The organism is Polymorphobacter megasporae, assembly GCF_018982885.2.
Taxonomy (GTDB): Bacteria; Pseudomonadota; Alphaproteobacteria; order Sphingomonadales; family Sphingomonadaceae; genus Polymorphobacter_B; species Polymorphobacter_B megasporae.
On sequence record NZ_CP081849.1, the window covers coordinates 589,213 to 606,544 of the forward strand.

At 59.6% G+C, this 17,332-nt stretch carries 13 protein-coding genes; 7 read left to right on the plus strand and 6 right to left on the minus strand.

What is annotated here, in order from left to right:
* Window positions 1-321: 321 nt before the first annotated feature.
* Genes KTC28_RS20975 through KTC28_RS20985 form a run of 3 tightly spaced genes read right to left on the minus strand, consistent with a single transcriptional unit; the run spans window position 322 to window position 3,499 of the window.
* The gene (locus KTC28_RS20975; RefSeq protein WP_216711439.1) at window positions 322-1,221 is read right to left on the minus strand and encodes an NmrA family NAD(P)-binding protein; all 900 of its coding nucleotides are present in this window, start codon (window positions 1,219-1,221) and stop codon (window positions 322-324) included.
* Window positions 1,218-2,369, minus strand: a complete 1,152-nt coding sequence (locus KTC28_RS20980) for an epoxide hydrolase family protein (RefSeq protein WP_216711440.1) — start codon at window positions 2,367-2,369, stop codon at window positions 1,218-1,220. Before KTC28_RS20980 ends, KTC28_RS20975 begins: the two co-directional genes overlap by 4 nt.
* 50 nt (window positions 2,370-2,419) lie before the next feature.
* Complete coding sequence (locus KTC28_RS20985; RefSeq protein WP_216711703.1) at window positions 2,420-3,499, minus strand: IS630 family transposase; 1,080 nt, start codon at window positions 3,497-3,499, stop codon at window positions 2,420-2,422.
* 135 nt (window positions 3,500-3,634) lie between these two features.
* Here KTC28_RS20985 and KTC28_RS20990 point away from each other — a divergent pair, with 135 nt between their 5' ends.
* Together KTC28_RS20990 and KTC28_RS20995 are read left to right on the plus strand one after the other, a co-directional pair.
* Entirely contained in the window at window positions 3,635-4,522 is an 888-nt protein-coding gene (locus KTC28_RS20990; protein WP_216711550.1) for a LysR family transcriptional regulator, read from the plus strand.
* A 661-nt stretch (window positions 4,523-5,183) separates the two neighbouring features.
* Window positions 5,184-5,888, plus strand: coding sequence for a gluzincin family metallopeptidase (locus tag KTC28_RS20995; RefSeq protein ID WP_216711551.1), 705 nt, complete (start codon window positions 5,184-5,186; stop codon window positions 5,886-5,888).
* On the opposite strand, the gene KTC28_RS21000 is transcribed toward KTC28_RS20995, so the two are convergent.
* Window positions 5,863-7,215: an IS1380 family transposase gene (locus KTC28_RS21000; protein WP_216711552.1), complete on the minus strand. Its 1,353-nt coding sequence runs from the start codon at window positions 7,213-7,215 to the stop codon at window positions 5,863-5,865. The two genes, KTC28_RS20995 and KTC28_RS21000, sit on opposite strands and share 26 nt — an antisense overlap.
* 146 nt (window positions 7,216-7,361) lie before the next feature.
* Here KTC28_RS21000 and KTC28_RS21005 point away from each other — a divergent pair, with 146 nt between their 5' ends.
* The 4 genes from KTC28_RS21005 (at window position 7,362) to KTC28_RS21020 (ending at window position 11,780) form a co-directional block, all read left to right on the plus strand.
* On the plus strand, window positions 7,362-8,144 hold the full coding sequence (locus tag KTC28_RS21005) for a gluzincin family metallopeptidase (RefSeq protein ID WP_216711553.1): 783 nt from the start codon (window positions 7,362-7,364) through the stop codon (window positions 8,142-8,144).
* A gap of 606 nt (window positions 8,145-8,750) precedes the next feature.
* Window positions 8,751-9,437: a PEPxxWA-CTERM sorting domain-containing protein gene (locus tag KTC28_RS21010; RefSeq protein WP_216711554.1), complete on the plus strand. Its 687-nt coding sequence runs from the start codon at window positions 8,751-8,753 to the stop codon at window positions 9,435-9,437.
* Between the two features lie 565 nt (window positions 9,438-10,002).
* Entirely contained in the window at window positions 10,003-10,368 is a 366-nt protein-coding gene (locus KTC28_RS21015; RefSeq protein WP_216711555.1) for a hypothetical protein, read from the plus strand.
* Between the two features lie 878 nt (window positions 10,369-11,246).
* Window positions 11,247-11,780: a PEPxxWA-CTERM sorting domain-containing protein gene (locus tag KTC28_RS21020; RefSeq protein WP_216711557.1), complete on the plus strand. Its 534-nt coding sequence runs from the start codon at window positions 11,247-11,249 to the stop codon at window positions 11,778-11,780.
* Window positions 11,781-14,146: 2,366 nt separating this feature from the next.
* Here the strand turns inward: KTC28_RS21020 and KTC28_RS21025 are convergent.
* A complete protein-coding gene (locus tag KTC28_RS21025) occupies window positions 14,147-14,755 on the minus strand; it encodes an Npun_F0296 family exosortase-dependent surface protein (protein ID WP_223132323.1) in 609 nt (202 codons plus the stop codon).
* Window positions 14,756-15,059: 304 nt separating this feature from the next.
* Between KTC28_RS21025 and KTC28_RS21030 the strand changes: the two genes are divergently transcribed.
* The gene (locus KTC28_RS21030; RefSeq protein WP_223132319.1) at window positions 15,060-16,361 is read left to right on the plus strand and encodes an IS701 family transposase; all 1,302 of its coding nucleotides are present in this window, start codon (window positions 15,060-15,062) and stop codon (window positions 16,359-16,361) included.
* 62 nt (window positions 16,362-16,423) lie between these two features.
* Here the strand turns inward: KTC28_RS21030 and KTC28_RS21035 are convergent.
* Window positions 16,424-17,178 (minus strand): IS5 family transposase gene (locus tag KTC28_RS21035; protein ID WP_219774167.1). Its coding sequence is split into 2 segments (ribosomal slippage): window positions 16,424-16,845 and window positions 16,845-17,178, totalling 756 coding nucleotides; the frame shifts between segments, so codons are not numbered across the junction.
* Between the last annotated feature and the right edge of the window lie 154 nt (window positions 17,179-17,332).

Sequence of the window (17,332 nt, forward strand, 5' to 3'; positions counted from 1 at the left end):
GCAAAGTCCGTCCTAAGGTCGGGCCGGTGCTTGGTCGTCTTCCGACATGTCCATAGACGTTAGAACGAGCGGCAGCCGGTAAGCGCGCCGACAGCAGCAGCGAGCGGGTGTTTGCCAAAAACGTTGGTCTGGGTCGACGCGGAAAGGGGAAACGATGGGGCCGTTCACAGCCTGTCGGCGTTCCGCGCGCTTCGCAGCCTAACTGTCATATGCTCAGGTCGCAAATTCGCCCCAAGTTCCAACACATGGAAACACCCGATCTGCCGGGCGGAGCGAGCCGTAGGAAAGCTGAGCATGCTTGAATGCGGGGCGCGCTGATGCCTAGTTCGTCATTCCCAAAACATCCCTGGCTGTTTTCCAGCTTCTGACACCATAGCGGTCATTATCGAGCGGCTCGAGCTGGCCGCGCCCACTGGACATATCGCGGAGATATTGCATCCCCTGCCACACCGGGAATATGGCCCTATTGCTCGGGCTTAATGTCCTTGCGACGCCGATCACGATGCTCAGCAAACCGATCCCGCCGGCACGCCACAAGCCAAACTTATGCCCCGTCAAACTTGTCATGATGTCCGCAAGTTCGCGCGGGCTCACGGTGGTGCCAGCGATCCGCAGGATCCGCGGCGTTGTCTCGTCCAGTGTCGCCGCGGCAACATAATCCGCAACATCGTTCTTCGCGGTGAAGTCGAGCTTCTGGTCTGCAGTCCCCCAGTAAAGAATCTTGCGTTGTTTGTGGAGCACGATCGGCGCTTGCCCGGTCAGCAGGTCGGCGAACGCGCCGTTGAGAACCGAGGTTGCGCTAATCGGCCGCGTATCGATCTGCGCCATGAACCGACGGCGCAGATCGAGGTTACGATTGCCGCCCGGCTTGGTCTTCGTGAAGTCGAGCGAATAATCGGACGGAATGAAGCGCGGGACGCCCGTCGCTACCGCCGCGTCGAGCAGGTTTCCTTGCGTCTCGATCATCACCGGCTCCAGCCCGTTTAGCGCGGAGACGATACAAGACGCGCCCTCGCAGGCGCGGCGCAACGCTGCGGCATCGTTATAATCGACCACTACGAGGTCCGCGCCCGTCGCCTGCAAGTCAGCCCGCGCTTTTGCCGGCGTCTCGGACCGGATCAGCACACGGAAGGCCATATGTCGCCGGCCCATGGCGACGGCGATGCGCTTACCGAGGTCGCCCGTGGCGCCAGCAAGAACGATCGGTCCAATAGAGCTCATGCGCGCATCTCCCGAAAACCAGTCCTAATCTCGTCGACGAACAGCGCCGGTTGTTCAAGCGCCGCGAAATGGCCGCCACGATCGAGTTCGTTGAAGTGCACCAGATTGGCGAACCGCGTCTCTGCCCAGCGCCGCGACAGCCGAACGAGTTCCTTGGGGAACATGCTGATCGCCGCACGTGTCCGTATTGGCGCGGAAGGCGGATTGGCTATAGACGACTGACCTTCCCAGTAGAGGCGCGCGGACGACGCGCCCGCGTCGGGCAGCCAATACAGCATGATGTCGTCCAGAATCTCGTCGTACGTAAACGCCTTTTCGGCATTCCCGTCACTGTCCGAGACGTCCTGCAGCATGGCGTAGATCCACGCCGCCTGCCCGATGGGCGAATCCGCGAGCGCGTAGCCGATCGTCTGGGGCCGCGTACCCTGCAGCTGCGCATAGCCCGACAGCACGTTCTGATAATAGGCCATGCTATCGAGCATGGCCTGCTCCGCCGGTGTGGCACCGGCCGTTTCGTCCGGGGTGGGTTGGTACATTACGAAGTTGAGGTGGATGCCAACGCAGCCTTGCGGTGCCTTGTAGCCAATCGCGGTCGTCACCGCCGCGCCCCAGTCGCCACCCTGCGCCACCCAACGATCATAGCCTAGCCGATCCATCAAAGTCGCCCAGGCATCGGCGATCCGCGGAATGCCCCAGCCCGGCTCGGCTGGCTTATCCGAAAAGCCAAATCCGGGGAGCGTCGGGATCACAAGGTGAAACGCATCCTTGGGATCGCCGTCGTAAGCCGCCGGATCCGTAAGCGGTCCGATCACCTTGTGAAACTCGAGCACCGACCCCGGCCATCCATGCGTCATGATCAGCGGTAATGCGCCGGGCTCGGGCGAACGAATGTGCAGGAAATGAAGGCCAAGCCCGTCGATCACAGTGCGATGCTGGCCAAGGCCATTGAGCATTCGTTCGCAGCGCCGCCAGTCATAGTCGTTGCGCCAATAATCGATGAGCGCCCGGAGCTTCTCGAGGTTCGGGCCCTGCCGCGTGTCGGTGACGGTTTCGCGATCAGGCCAGCGCGTGGCGTCCAGTCGCCGGCGCAGGTCGCTGAGTTGGTCCTCGGGTACCGACAAATGAAACGGTTCGACGGCAACGGACATAAACTTATCTCCAAGCTGAGCAGCATCTCATCGCGCTGCGTTTCATCGATCTAGTGGACTGATTCTAACGTTTGGTGCCCGCGTCTGACGGCGGCGATGATTTCGTTTGGATCGGCGCGCCAGACGAAGGGACGCGGTTCCTGATTGTGCTCCTTGATGAAGCGGTTGATGGCGGCCTGGAGGTCGACGACGGAGCAGAAGACGCCATTCTTCAGGCGCCGGCGGGTCAGCTTGGCAAAGAAGCCCTCTACGGCGTTGAGCCACGAACACGACGTCGGCACGAAGTGGAACGTCCAGCGCGGATGCCGGCCGAGCCAGGCGCGGACCTTGGGCTGTTTGTGTGTGGCGTAATTGTCGAGGATGACGTGGACGGCCTTGTCGGCGGGCAACTCGGCCTCGACGGCGTTCAGGAAGCGGATGAACTCCTGGTGCCGATGGCGCTGCATGTTGCGCCCGATCACCGAGCCGTCGAGCACGTTCAGCGCCGCGAACAAGGTCGTCGTCCCGTTGCGCTTGTAGTCGTGGGTCATGGTCGCACCGCGGCCGCGCTTGAGCGGCAGCCCCGGCTGGGTACGGTCGAGCGCCTGGATCTGGCTCTTCTCGTCCACCGACAGCACGATCGCGTGTGCCGGCGGCGAGACATAGAGGCCGACCACGTCGTGCAGCTTCTCGGCAAACGCCTTGTCGTTGGACAGCTTGAAGCTCCGCCAGCGGTGCGGTGCCAGGCCATGGTCGTGCCAGATCTTCACAACCGAGGACGCAGCGATGCCGACCGCCTTGGCCATCGCACGGACCGTCCAGTGCGTCGCTTCATGGTCGGGGCGTTCAAGGGTCAGGGCCACGATCCTGTCGACGAGCCCCGCCTCGAGCGGAGCGATGCCCGGCGGGCGGGTCTTGTCGCGCAGCAAACCATCGACACCTTGGGCCATGAAGCGTTCCTGCCAGCGCCACACGCAGGTCTTCGACTTGCCGGCCGCCGCCATGATCGCGAGCGTTCCCAGCCCTTGATCCGTGAGCAGAATGATCCGTGCACGCCAGACATGCTTCTGCGGCGAACCCCGCGCCGAGACAATCGCTTCAAGCCGAGCCCTGTCTGAGGCCGTGACCTCGATCCTGATACCAGTGCGCATCCAACAACGTCGCACGTCCGACCGGCGCCGGGAATCCCCAACAGGACTCGTCCGTCTCGTTCAATCCACTAGCGCGTTCCAGCGCTCCGGATTAGACCGTCAAACTGCGATAGGGTGTTGCGAAACGGGAACGCGATGGAACTGAACGATCTCCGCGCGTTTGCGCGTACCGCCGATATCGGCAGCGTTTCCGGTGCGGCACGGTCGCTTGGTCTGCCGAAGTCGACCGTCAGCCGAGCGCTGACGCGGCTTGAGGCCGACATCGGCGCCTTACTAATTGATCGCTCGACCCGGCATCTGCGACTGACCGATGCAGGAATGCTCTTTCATCCCTACGCCACGCGGATCCTCGCCGACGTCGACGAGGCGGGAACCGCGCTCGACAACTTCACCGGTATTCCCCGCGGAACGCTACGGATCAGCGCACCGTTCACCTTCGTGGTCGCACTCGTCGCGCCGATGCTGCCGGACTTTCTTGCGCGCTATCCCGAAATCCGGGTCATCCTCGATGTCGAGAATCGCATCATCGACATGCCAGTCGAACCGGCAGATCTTGTGATCCGCGTCGGCACCCTCCCCGACAGCGACCTCATCGCCCGGCATCTGCTGGCCACCGAGGCGTGGACCTGCGCCAGTCCCGGCTATCTTGCGGCATATGGGATACCGGCGAGCGTCGCCGACCTTCGTCGACACACGATGATCGGTTACGCCGATCGCCAAGAAACCTGGTCGTATCGCCGATCGTCAGGCGACGTCGAACACTTCAAATTTAGCGCCGCGCATGCCGTGTCCGACTCGATTGCCCTCGAAGCAATGTTGATCGCCGGCGGCGGTATCGGCCGGCTGCCGGACTTCATCGCGCGGCGGGCGGTCGCCACGGGCGATCTGATGCGGCTGTTCCCCGAGACTACCGGAGACACGTTGGAGGTGAACGCACTCTACACGAGCCATCGCAGCCTTTCCGCGAAGGTCCGGGCTTTCATCGATGCTTTGATCGGGCATCTGTCGGGCGGTCAAGGGTAAGACGAGTCCTCGTGCTTGTCCTTCTTGCCAGAATCCTCATCGAGCTTCGGCGCCGCGAGCCGCCCATCATCTTTCCGGAGCAACAACGTCGAACGCAGACATGGGCCTGCTTACAGGAATACTCGCTTCAGATCGACGATCTGCCACCCCGCCTTGAGCCTGCAGCGTCGCATCAATCTCCATGTCAACCTTGCGGCCGCGACCGTTGCGTTGGACGTTGTTCGGCGACGTGGCCAATGGCCACGACGTATGGGATCTTCATTCGCGGCAATTTGTAAGCTTGCGATCGGCAGCGTATTTGCCCAATAGCAGCATGCGGTCGCTGCGAGAGTAGTGCGCAATTCGTCGTTGGACAACTTGTCGATTTTGAACGCTGTGAATTCGTTCCAGAAATGGACCGCATCTGGGAACCAGTCAACAACGGCTGGCTCGCTTACGCCTCGACGATACCGAATGACTTGCCTCGACTAAGGTCGAGTGTCATAGTTGTTGCGGGAAGCAGGGGGCGACTCGGATGGCACGGAAAGCTGGATCGAAGACCGGAAATTCGCCTGGATCCGCCGTCCGTCCCAGGAAGCCTCCCAAATCTTCTCCGACCTCGGGCGGGACCGTCGTTGCTTGGGAAGACGATCCAGGATCGGGTGTGCTCGGCCCACGGCCCGTGCCCGACATCGCACATACGCCATTAGCCTTTCGCTTCCCAAAACCCGCGCCCCCAGCAGCGACCTACGCGCAGAATACCAAGGAGTTTCGCTATTGGACAGCGGCGGAAGCCCTCAGGCGAGGAGCGGACTTCTGGGCGGTAGTCGTTCCCCTGACGGCGTGGGAATTGGGCAAGACACTTCCAGTTCTGCTCGACGAGGGCCAAGACCTGAACGCCTATTACGATCGCAAGGCTCTGAACTTCTTTCATGGGCCTTCGCCGTCCGGCACCGTCTACAGCGGCGAAAGTCCCGACGTGATCTGTCACGAGATGGGCCACGCCATCCTCGACTCGTTCAAGCCGCAGTTGTGGGGTGCCGCGAGCCAGGAGGTCGCGGCCTTCCACGAATCCTTCGGCGACATGAGCGCGATACTGTCCGCCCTCCAGCTTCAGTCTCTGCGCTCGGACATTTTATCGACCACCGGCGGCAAGCTTGCGCAGGCATCCAGACTTTCGCGGCTTGCTGAACAGCTAGCCCGTCTTATTCATGAGCCTTTCCGCTGCGGCTTTTCTGCCTCGGTTTTGCGGCTTGGCGATGGACGCGGGACGCAGTTTTCTGCGGCGCGGGGAACAGCGCGATTTCGGTATGCTGGCAGGTTTGCGGGGCTGGGTTTGATCGGCGGCACGGCCGCATCGGCTATGGGCTTGCGGCGCGCAAGCTGAGGGCGACATGGCGGAACAGCGCCGCATCGGGACAGGCGCTGGCGAGCGCGATGCGGATCCGGGTGGCGGTCTCGATGACGCGGGCCGCGACCTTGATCAGCCGCAGGCGGATGGTCGCGAACTCAGCGGCCCTGAGCGCAGTGGTTTTCGGCAGCGCCTGGCGTAGGCGCCACATCAACCAGTAGGCGGCGGTGTGCAGGAACAGCCGCATCTGGTTGGCATTGGCGGAGCGACACGAGGTGCGATCGCTCTTCAACTGGGTCTTGTGGAGCTTGATCAGGTTCTCGGCCTGGCCGCGGGCGCAATAGAGCGTGTCGTAGATATGCTGGGCGCTGCCACCCTTGAGCGAGGTGACGACGAAGCGGATGTCGAGCCCCATCGTGGTGGCCTCGATGCGCGCGACAACCCGCCTGCCAGTGTCGCCCCAGCTCCTGGCCGCATAGCTGGTCTCGGCATAGCGGCGCAGCACCGGTAGCGCGCGGGTGGCACGGTCGACGCAGACCGCATCGGCGGCGGCGGCAATGACGGGATCGGCGTGCAGCGTCCGGTTGCCGGGGAGCCCGAAGACATAATCGACCGCGTTGGCCTCGCACCACGCCATGACATCGGGCCGGCCATAATGACCGTCGCCGCGCAGCGTGATCCGTGTGTCGGGCCAGTGGCCCTTGATACGCCGGATCAGTCGGCGGACATGGCCGGCGATCTCGGCCCCTGAGGGGGTCTTGCCGGTGCGCAACAGCATCGCCACCGGCCGCCCGGTGGCGGTGTCGTAGACATGGAGCGGCAGGAAGCAGCGTTCGCCATAATGGCCGTTCCAGAACGACAGCTGCTGGCCGCCGTGGACGACATCGACCGTCTCGTCGATGTCGAGCGTCACCGTCGCCGGCGGAGCGGGATAGCTGGCGCAGTAGATATCGACCATGACGTCCATCATCCGCACCAGCTCGCGGGTTGTCGGGGCGTTCTCCCAGCGGCTCATCGTCGGCTGGCTGGCCAGGCCGACAGCGCCGCCGGGCAACTTGCCCGCCGCCAGCTTGAAGCCGGGATCGTGGCGCAGATCATCGAGATCGTCGGCATCCTCATAGCCGCAGGCGATCGCCAGTATCCGCGCTCGCAGGATGTCGGCCAGACCATGGACAACACGGCTTTGGTCGCGGGGGTCGGCGATGCAACCGGCCAGGCGGCCGGCAATGTCCATCGCGCGCTCCGCCTGCGCCAGCAGCGGCACACCGCCGTTCGATGTCAGCCGCCCGCCATCGAACGCCGCCGTCACTTTCTTGCGGCAAATGGCTGGGAATCCGAAACCGGCAACGCTATCCTCAGCCATGGCGGGCGTGGCACTTTCTGTCCGGGGTCAGAGGGTCGTCTAGACAACCATTCTCTACACCAAATCAGCAGGTTAAGCCACGCTCGCCAACCTGGAGCGCCCAGTCCGGTGAATAAGACGGGCTAGGTGCTGCGATCCGGGCACAGATGCCCGATGCCGTCGAAGTCGACTGTCTGCGCAATGCGGCGAACTCCTTTACTTACAGGGTCCCCTCCAGCCTGCCGAGTTCCGGTCCTGCCTCGCAGCTCTCTTCCGAACCACACTCGTTCTCCCGCGTATTTACCGGTGCCTTCTTTGAAATCCTGGGCGCCATGCTGCAAATCAAGGCTGGCGCTTCTCCGCCGACGGAAGCGATGCTGTTGGCCGTCTCCAACGAAATGGGCTCGATCCTCGCGATCGCAATAAAGGCCGCTTCCGTGGTATCGGACTGGTACGCGCAGGTGGCGGCGCAAATGGTCCTGGCCTCAAAAAGCGCCGACGAAAATTACCCATCTGCTCTCAAGGCAGTGTTCGTCCGGCGCCAAATCCTGTCGCTCCATTCGTCGACCACATTAAGTCTCGTCGCGAGCGCGCCAGCGGCGATGGCGGAAAGCATGGCCGCTGTGCCGGGCACCTTGCCGCAGATTGCACTTAAAGCCGAGCATTATGGGCTGGAAGGCCTCTTGTTTGTCGATGCTCCCGGCCAGCACAGGGCCTTCATCGCCGCAGCGGCTTCAAATAACGCGCAACCGATCGCGGCTCCGACGGGCGCGGACGCCGCGCAGCATTTCGTCGACGACCTGTTTACGCGTGGTCGCGTGGAGTACAGGCCAACGGTGCATACTGTGCTCGATCATCAGAAGCGACTGAAGACGCACCGCGTCGTCAGTTCGGGTGGCAACCACCGCCTAGAACGTATCCTCTTCGATTGCGGACTGTGTGACCACTGATCAGCGTCGTCTGCCTCCCGGTCACCCTTTGGGATCCGGCGATGTCATCGTCCCTGACGACGATGAAAAGCGAGCCTTCGTCTTGGCGCAGGTTCGAAACGGCAGTGCGGTTCTTCCCCCGGATAACGGCAAGTTGCCTGCCGGCGCCACGCATGTGATTGTCGGCACCATGGCTGATGGCTCACCTGTGCTCCAGCGCGCGCGCTTTAGCGCATACTAAGCGCGTTACCGGCAACGTTGCCGGACGTCGTTCAGGACGAGGCGGATTGCCGCCTGGCAGCTATAGCGCCAACGGCTGCGGAAAGCAGACCTTCAATTCAAACCGTCTGTCGTTGGCGGTTCTCCACGATATCTTCAAACGGCGAACAGTAAATCGTGCGGGTGCTGCGTCGGTGCCGGGAAGATACCACACATCTAGATCCACTCGATTGTAAAGTATTCCGACACCTTTAGAGCTGATCCCAGTCGATGAGTGTCGACATGGGATACCCGAATTGCTGTAATCTGTTGAAATCATGGACTTGTCGAGCATTGATGGTCGCGTGGGTTTTTGGCACAAAAATTGCATATTGGTTAACGTCTCTCGAGCAAATAGTGGGGTCTACGATGGTCGACGTTCTGAAGATTGCGATCGCCGCCACGATCGCAGCCGTTGCCGTTCAAGCAAATGCTACCTCGGTTGCCCTCGGTGCCGGAAGCCAGAGCCTGACTCTCTATGGACAAGGTCCGGTCGCTCCCGGCATCGGAAGCTTCAAGGTCGGGCAAGGATCAAGCAGCTACGATGGAACGACGTCAACGTTCACCTTCTCGGGCGCAATCAGTGGCGGCGACCCCGGCTTTAACAGCGGTACGTATTCTTTCGTCACGAGCTATGCCGGACCAGACACGACCGAGGGTGGCCCAGCCGCTCCGCGCGCACAGTCAAATCCGGCCAACACCAATCAGTTTTATTATACCTTTCTTGATCCCACGACGACGATTACGCTCTTCCTTGATACGCCCGGCCAAAAATACGCTATCCCGCTGGTTGCCGGTGGTAACTTCGTAGCTGGCACGGGCTTCGATTTTCAATTCACCACAACCAGCTGCACCGGTGTCGCAGTTTGCGGCCAGAACAATGTGGGCCTGACGCCACGTGCCACGATCGCCGGACCGGTGACAATCGGTGCGTCGTTCACCATCGCGACCGTGGCGCCAGGAGTGCCTGAACCGGCATCATGGGCGCTGATGGTTCTCGGCTTTGGCCTTGTCGGTGTTTCTGCGCGCTACCGGAATAAGGTCGTTGTGACCTAAATACGTGCCGAATATGAGGATGTCCGGCACCTATCAGCGTGGGACGACGTGTGCCCGCCATGAATTGGTGGGCGCCAGACCAACAAGCTTGTGGAGACGTCTGCAGCCTGGCCGCTTTACGGTGGCGAATACAGCAAAGCTGCCATTCGCCGGCGGATAAGGCTGCCGACAGCTCCCTCCCATAGCTAGCCGTGTCGGGCAGACGGCCGCTTGCTAAAGCGGTCGCTTGGTCAACTTGCTCTTTGGCTCCGTATAGGAAACCAGGATTTGGAGGGTAGCTTTTCGCAAAAAGCTGCGTTGCCCGATTAGGTCATAGAGAAGCTAGCGCAGCCTAACTGTTCGAACTGGATTTAGGGACAGATATGCTGTGGTTTGCCATCGCGATGAGTAATTCTATCGCGTCGGTAAGCGCTGTCGCACCTTCGCGAATCACGATTATCGGGCACGCTGTTGATAAGACGCCGCCAGACGTCGCCATCCTCAGCTTTACCGTCCGCGGGGACGGCCAACATCGGACGCAGGAGCGCGAGATCTAGTCCGGAAGCAGGTCGCCACTAATTTAGCGATGGCAAATCAGCTTGGCGTTGCCGACGATGCGGCGACAGGCGAGCTGACGCATCACGAGGTGCGGGACGCCACCTGCAAGAGCGACGATACCCCCCAGATGTCATTCGGGGGCGCCGTTATGGGTTTTATCGCCGAATTACCAGTGATGCTGCGCGTCGTAGCTGTGGATACTGCCGGCACGGTCGTAGAAATCGCCGCCCGAGCAGGTGCGATCGACGTTGCAGTAAAAAACCTCGGCTCACAGGATCTCCATGCAGCCCTTCGACGTGCGGAAGCAGCGGCTATCGCCGACGCACGGGACCATGCCCCAGAGCGCATTACGGCGTTGGGGCCGATCGCCGTCTGGCAGCTTTCGGGCGACTAATCGCCGTAAGCGGACCTTCGTTATACAGGGCTAGAACGCCGCGACGGCTCGGAAGCTCAAATCGGTCATGGCGGCACATCGGGCCGCCACCGGTCGTTAGGTAGGACCGAGCAATGACCGACATCGCACGCAAGACCTGTCTTTCCAGCGGCATATTGTGCACGGTGAATTACGATACTAAAATCAAGAACGCTTACGACTGGCTGGTGCCACCAGTGTCGAACGCTTCGTCACCCGCTCAATCGCCACAAGGTCGTTAGGGATGCGTGCTGCAGCTATAATCCCACTTATATTTTTGATTGTTCAAACTGCTGACGTCGATGCCAGTCCGATAACGCATAGCTCTGCATTGCCCTTTCCGACGGATCAGAAGCCAAGGTCTTCTGGACCTACTGCAGGTTGACGACGCTGCGATGACCCGAGCGGATACCATCGCCCGATACACGATCGTGGAGTTAGACCGCATACTCTGACCCATGACCAACAATGTTCGTTCCGAAACCGGTGTTCGCCAAGGAATCCGAAAGCCACATGGCGGCTTTCAACCTCGAAGTGCTAAATAGTCGGCGATCAATTCTCGTGAGCCCTAAAGGGTACTGCCCTGCTTCGCACCAGGATGCGTCGCGATTGATCTTGGCCATGTTTGTGCTGCGGATCTACGCGGCGTCATTGATCGCGATCCGGCGATTCTACGGCGGACATACTCGAGCATCATCAGTTCAGTTCGAGGCCGGTTCGTCTCGGCTTATTCTTTTCTTTATTTCGTTAACCAACGATGTATTTATCAACCTTACCGCTTCGTATATTTTCCCGCAGTCGTTGAGATGTAGCATGACGCACGTTTGCAGCGCGGAACACGTAGCTGAAGGATGTAAACCATGAGCGTCAAGTCGCTTTTCACGGTTGGTACGGCGATTGTAGCTTACGGCATATCGGTGTCTGCTGGCGCTGTGCCGCTTGCATTCGATCTTTCTGGTCCATCAGGCACGGCGATATTCCAGCTCGACTCGAAGCCTACTCCTGACTTCTTCAGCACATTTCTGGGCTCGGATCAGTTTGGGTTTCGAGATGTGGTCGGCATATATGGCGGGACCCGCGGAACTGCGTCCACCATCAGCTTTGGTAATGGTCTTTTCTCCATCCTCAGCGTCACGGCTCCTAATTTGGGATTCACACAATTTATAGCGCCAACGCTGTTCACCGGCTCGCCCAGCGCACCGGTCTTCGCGACTGGCTCGTTCACCCTGATCAATCCGTTCTTCGGCAATGCAAACCTCAGCATCTCTCAGGCTCAAGGCACGGTTCCCGAACCAGCTGCTTGGGGCCTGATGATTGTCGGATTTAGTGGTATTGGCATGGCGTTGCGGTCTCGCAGGGGAAGCCATGCCGTCAGGACGTATCACAATGTTTAGCTCTGCGATTTGCGGTGGCCATAATCGCGTGGAGTTCGACCGCGGCTAGCAAGCCGGATCTCAAGGTGGTTTCGATCGGTCTCGGCGACGAGGAGCCTATGATCCTGAGCAATCTCGGGCGGGTTCCGGTCAGTCGCTTCCAGACGATCGCTCGCGGTAAGCGGTCCTTTGTTCAACTACCTCTATACGGCAATCGACCACTTCAAAGCATCCCCGCCATAGCTTCACACTCCGGTTTAAGCCCTTTCCTACTTTTCGGTTTGGATTAAGCGCAGATGGCTTGGTTAACATTCGCCATGATGAAATGACTTCGGTGGAGTGTGAACCGGCTGCTAAGCAGAACTCGGCTCCATACGCGGCAGGCCATTGCAATCGCTGGATGTTATTCCCCCGGAGAGGATCACAATCGGAGCCAAGTGTGTCCTCCAATAATGGCGGCTTGAGACATGACTTTGATAGCGTATCGTCGCAACATTAGGGGTATGGCTCGACGGCCATCTTTGTCAGCCGCGAAAGGCGAAGCAGACTTTTGAAATGTCGATGTGGCACCTTGTGTGAGCACCATCCCTTAGATCTTCGATTACGGCGGCGAACGACGAGCTTTGAAATACGGCTCTTGGTAATCGACCGACTCTCTCGATAGCGCGATTTTGAATAATTCTCATAAATTTATGGTTTAACCGCTTCTAAGTCATCCGGTCGGTCGCGATACGCCTTAGCAAGACAAGCCTATTCTGAATACATCTGTCGTTCGTTGAGAAAGGTCGTTTCACCATAGTCCAGCGCTTCAATTGTCGAAGGATCGACACTATTATCCAGAGCTGCAAAGCGGGCCGCCAGCTTTCGGTCAAGTGCGCCAGAGACTCGTCCGACCAAATCGAGCTGGTTGTTTCGCCTTGGCCGGAACGGCACTGAAAACTTGGAGTTTTATGAGCTTGAATCAGAGCATTCAGCGCTTGTGAGGGTGTCGACCGGTGCGATCGCGGAGGCGGTAACGACACCGGCTGTACACGAACGTTAGTCGGCCGCTTGAATTGCTCGCCTATCGCAACATCCGCTATAGCCTTTGTCATCATTGTCGATCGATCAATCGAGTGATTGCCGTCAACCTGCCCAGTCTGACTTACAATCTGCGGCAGTAAGATTCCCGCGGTCTGTTTGACTAATGATATGGCTACATTTTCGGATGATGTTCCAGCTGCGGGATGCCGCTGCTGTATCGACGCCGCTATCCGAGACGTCGGCTGGAGCGTGGATCGCCAAGTTGCCCAGCCGATCTCTATCAGCATAGCAGTGACGAGCAAACCGACGGCTAACCACCGGTTCCATCCGGCACCGAGTGTTTCTAATCGGGCAGAATACGCCTCAGGGAAAGCGAATCGAGGTGAACTGAGGGTTGGCACAGCTTGCCCTTAGTACGCCTCACGATCAACCATCCCCACCAATGGTATCGATACCGATTCTGACGGCGGGCGATGACGCGTTAGTCTGCGATCGTAACGGATTATTGAGCAAACCCTGGCGTCAGCGACTCCCCATACCGTGCATCCACCAATTCTCATCGCCAGTCGTCATCTTCGGACATTGACGGCCGACCTCAAATTAGGGAGAAAATCCTCGCGTACAACCGGGCTCTCATGATGTGCTCTGATCTTCGAAGATTTTGGTCAGAAGTGTTCAGGGCCGCGCCAGCCTCGGGGGCCGATAATCCAGCCTCGAAAGCCGTGGCGGTTCACATATTATATCGGTGATTAAGCCGTATGAACGACTACAATAGAAGCTTACTTTGGGTGCTGACCCGTACATCAGCGAGGCGTCATTTACTTGAACGAGCCCGTTTACATTCAAAACAAGACCAGTGGAGGGATAGATCACGGTCTCGGATCGGATCTCGTTATAGCGCCATCTCAACCCTATGTCTGAATAGCTTGAAGTAAGGCTCACTTCGGCTCGCGCATGACCACTAATTAATATCGCGATTACGATAAGACTACTCAACTAAACCCGCTTCTGAGAAGATGATCTGTGTTCAAAAGGACAAGATGCACCCTTCGACAGCATACCAGTCAAATCCTTTTGCTTTTCGTTCATCCAGGGCTACGACAATGTCGTTGCTTCTGAATGATAAAACAAGCTCACAGCTGACTAGCTTGTTGTTATTACAAATTACGAAAGGCAGGTACCGACTGATAGGGTTGGAATGCTCAGTTAATGGCGCGGACGTTTACTACAACGATCGTGACGCCCTTAAGGCGCAATGATCAGCGGCTACGATATCTGATCGACGGCCACGCGCATATCAAGTTCGCGAGCGTAAGGGCGAACGCAGTACGGTTGCGACCCGGCTGGATCGCAACCGTATTTGTCTATGCAGCGACGACAGTCGAGTGACGACGGCGAACCGATGCGCCAACAAGTCCAAATCCGACGGTTAGGAGCGCCCAGGTCGCTGGTTCGGGAACCGCAGCAGCGACGTTGTCGAGCTCGAAGGCGTTCTGAGACGAGCTAAACTGCACCGAATCAACCTTGGCACCATCGAAGCTGAAAAACACCCGGCGGTTGTTCAGGGGATTGCCCTGACTACCGTCAGCGGGAGCCGGTGGAACCTGGGTACCGGTGAACGATCCGACCTCGGTGCCGCCGGAGAAGAATTTCACTGTATTATAATTGTCGATTGAGCCCCAATAGAAGCTCAACGTCTTCACAGCGGGCGAAATCGCCAAGGAAGCGACTTGACCAGCAAGGACCGCCAGATACTGCGTCGAGTCGCCGAGTGGCGCAGCGTATTGACTCGAAACAGAGCCGGTCGCAAGTGTATACGACCCGGTCAACCCAGCGGCGGAGCTGAAGTCCGCGATAATGTGCTGGTTGGCAGCCGGACCCATGTCAGGACCATTGGTCGATGAAACCAGGGTCATGGCATTGGCGCTGCCGGCAAAGACGAGCAGTGCGGTGGTGGCGAGATATTTACGCATAACACACCTCTTTATAATGGTGGGGATGATACCCCAAGCTGAACCAAGCAAACTTCGTGCCAGATCTTAAGGCATTGTTAAGGCTGACTCGGTTTTAATGACCTCGTAATAAGTGTAAAGAATTCCGACAGTTTTAACGCACACGACGCCTAATGAGTCTTCAATCGCGATGAGTGATCAGGCGCATCTTGTGACCTTTCGATAGATCCACTCGAACTAGCACTACTTTGGCAGAAGCATAATTTTTGGGATTCCCTTGGGTAGTTTTGCGTGATTCATAGGGAGCCAGCTATGGAGGCTGGCGATGGGCGGAGATTGGCGAAGCGACCTTGAGGTTTGGCTGGCGCCGTTTTTGACGGCGCTGGGTCATAAGAAGCGGGCACGGATGTGCCCCGCTTATGTTGCCGGCCTGATCGGCCCTGGAGACCGCAAGAGCGTCCAGCCGATGGCGGCTCGCGCCGATGCCATTGGGTATGACCAGCTTCATCACTTCGTGGCGGCAGGGGTCTGGGACAGTGCTCCGCTCGACGCGGCGCTGCTGACCGAAGCCGACCGGTTGGTCGGCGGCGGCGATGCCTTCCTTGTGATCGACGACACCGCGATGCCGAAGAAGGGGCGCCACTCGGTCGGTGTCGCGCCCCAATATGCGTCCTCGCTCGGCAAGAACGCGAACTGCCAGACGCTCGTGTCGGTGACACTCGCATCGCGCGAGGTGCCAGTGATGGTGGGTCTGCGCCTGTTCCTGCCGGAGAGTTGGACCAGCGATCCCGAGCGCATGACGAAGGCGAAGGTGCCCGCCGACCGGCAGGTCGCCTTGACCAAGCCTGAGATCGCCATCGCCGAGATCGACCGGGTCACGGCCGCGGGCGTGCGCTTCGGCTGTGTGCTGGCGGATGCCGGATATGGCATGAGCGCGCCGTTCCGCCAGGCGCTGAGCGAGCGCGGCCTGTCCTGGGCGGTCGGCATACCCGGCCGGCAGAAGGTCTATCCGGCTGATGTCGCGATGATCTTCCCGATCGCGGGACATGGCCGACCTCGTCAACACCATATCCCAAATGCAAAATCTGTTGCATCCGAGACGTTGCTCGCCGGGCAGCCATGGAAACGGGTCAGTTGGCGACGGGGTACGAAAGGGCGACTGGCCGCGCGCTTCGCCGCACTGCGCGTGCGTGTCGCCGACGGCCCGACCCAGCGTATCCGCGACATGGGCGGCCAGCATCTGCCGGGTGAAGAAGTGTGGCTGGTTGGTGAGCATCGTTCGACCGGCGAGCGCAAATATTACCTCTCGAACCTGCCTGCCGACACCGCGATCAAAACGCTCGCCGGCGCAATCAAGGCGCGGTGGATCTGCGAGCAGGCGCACCAGCAGCTCAAGGAGGAACTCGGCCTCGACCACTTTGAAGGTCGATCGTGGACAGGCCTGCATCGACACGCCTTGATGACGATGATCGCCTACGCCTTCCTGCAGTCTCGCCGCCTCACCGCAGCGGGACGGAAAAAAAAGAGTCTCAGGACCACCCCCTCAACCAAGCATGCCCGCCGTCAGGCAGGCGATCGTCGATCTGTTCGCGAGGGCGCCACCGATGCGATGCCCGCACTGCAATGAACACCTCACCCCACCTGCAAAATCTAATCTGCCAAAGTAGTGCTAGGCTCAGGACTCATTGATCACAGCCAGAAGATGACGGTCGCGGCGAGCGCGATGGCCGAGAAGAAGGCGTGCGCGCAGCGGTCATAGCGGGTGTGGATGCGCCGCCAGTCCTTGAGCCTGCCGAACATGTTCTCGATGCGGTGACGTTGCCGGTAGAGGGTTCGGTCATGCGGGATCGGGGTTTTACGGTTGGCCTTCGATGGGATGCAGGGTGTGATGCCCTTGGCGATCAGGGCGGCGCGGAACCAGTCGGCGTCATAGCCGCGGTCACCGAGCATGGCCCTCGCTTTGGGCAGGGCGTCGAGCATCAGCGCTGCGCCCTTGTAGTCGCTGGTCTGCCCCTCGGTGAGGAGCATGACCAGCGGGCGGCCCTGGCCGTCGCAGACCGCGTGCAGCTTGGAGTTCAGGCCGCCTTTGGTGCGTCCGATACATCGGGGAAGAGCCCCTTTTTGAGGAGGCTCGCGGCGGTTCGGTGTGCCTTCAGGTGGGTCGCATCGATCATCAACTGGTCGGGCTTGCCGCCTTTTGCCGCCAGCGCTGCAAAGATACGGTTGAACACACCCAGCCGGCTCCAGCGGATGAAGCGGTTGTAGATCGTCTTGTGCGGACCGTAGTCCTTGGGCGCATCGCGCCAACGCAGCCCGTTCCTGATCACGAAGATGATCCCGCTGATCACTCGCCGGTCGTCAACGCGCGGCACCCCATGCGACAGGGGAAAGTGCGGCTCGATCCGACGCATCTGTGCCGCCGACAACCAGATCAAATCACTCATCACGACGCCTCCCTGGCGTCGCCATTGAATCAACCGATCACCGTCTCCGCAAGCACTTTAATAGGTCCTGAGCCTAGGGTGGAACCCATCGGTTCCTTCCGGTAAAGAACTGATGATCGGCCCAGCCTCAATCTACCAACTGCTCAGCCGTACC

What these genes read in the sequence shown, in the direction of transcription:
- KTC28_RS20975 (WP_216711439.1), bottom strand. Translation starts at nt 1,221, where the DNA reads ATGAGCTCTATTGGACCGATCGTTCTTGCTGGCGCCACGGGCGACCTC.
- KTC28_RS20980 (WP_216711440.1), bottom strand. Translation starts at nt 2,369, where the DNA reads ATGTCCGTTGCCGTCGAACCGTTTCATTTGTCGGTACCCGAGGACCAA.
- KTC28_RS20985 (WP_216711703.1), bottom strand. Translation starts at nt 3,499, where the DNA reads ATGCGCACTGGTATCAGGATCGAGGTCACGGCCTCAGACAGGGCTCGG.
- KTC28_RS20990 (WP_216711550.1), top strand. Translation starts at nt 3,635, where the DNA reads ATGGAACTGAACGATCTCCGCGCGTTTGCGCGTACCGCCGATATCGGC.
- KTC28_RS21000 (WP_216711552.1), bottom strand. Translation starts at nt 7,215, where the DNA reads ATGGCTGAGGATAGCGTTGCCGGTTTCGGATTCCCAGCCATTTGCCGC.
- KTC28_RS21005 (WP_216711553.1), top strand. Translation starts at nt 7,362, where the DNA reads ATGCCCGATGCCGTCGAAGTCGACTGTCTGCGCAATGCGGCGAACTCC.
- KTC28_RS21010 (WP_216711554.1), top strand. Translation starts at nt 8,751, where the DNA reads ATGGTCGACGTTCTGAAGATTGCGATCGCCGCCACGATCGCAGCCGTT.
- KTC28_RS21015 (WP_216711555.1), top strand. Translation starts at nt 10,003, where the DNA reads ATGGCAAATCAGCTTGGCGTTGCCGACGATGCGGCGACAGGCGAGCTG.
- KTC28_RS21020 (WP_216711557.1), top strand. Translation starts at nt 11,247, where the DNA reads ATGAGCGTCAAGTCGCTTTTCACGGTTGGTACGGCGATTGTAGCTTAC.
- KTC28_RS21025 (WP_223132323.1), bottom strand. Translation starts at nt 14,755, where the DNA reads ATGCGTAAATATCTCGCCACCACCGCACTGCTCGTCTTTGCCGGCAGC.
- KTC28_RS21030 (WP_223132319.1), top strand. Translation starts at nt 15,060, where the DNA reads ATGGGCGGAGATTGGCGAAGCGACCTTGAGGTTTGGCTGGCGCCGTTT.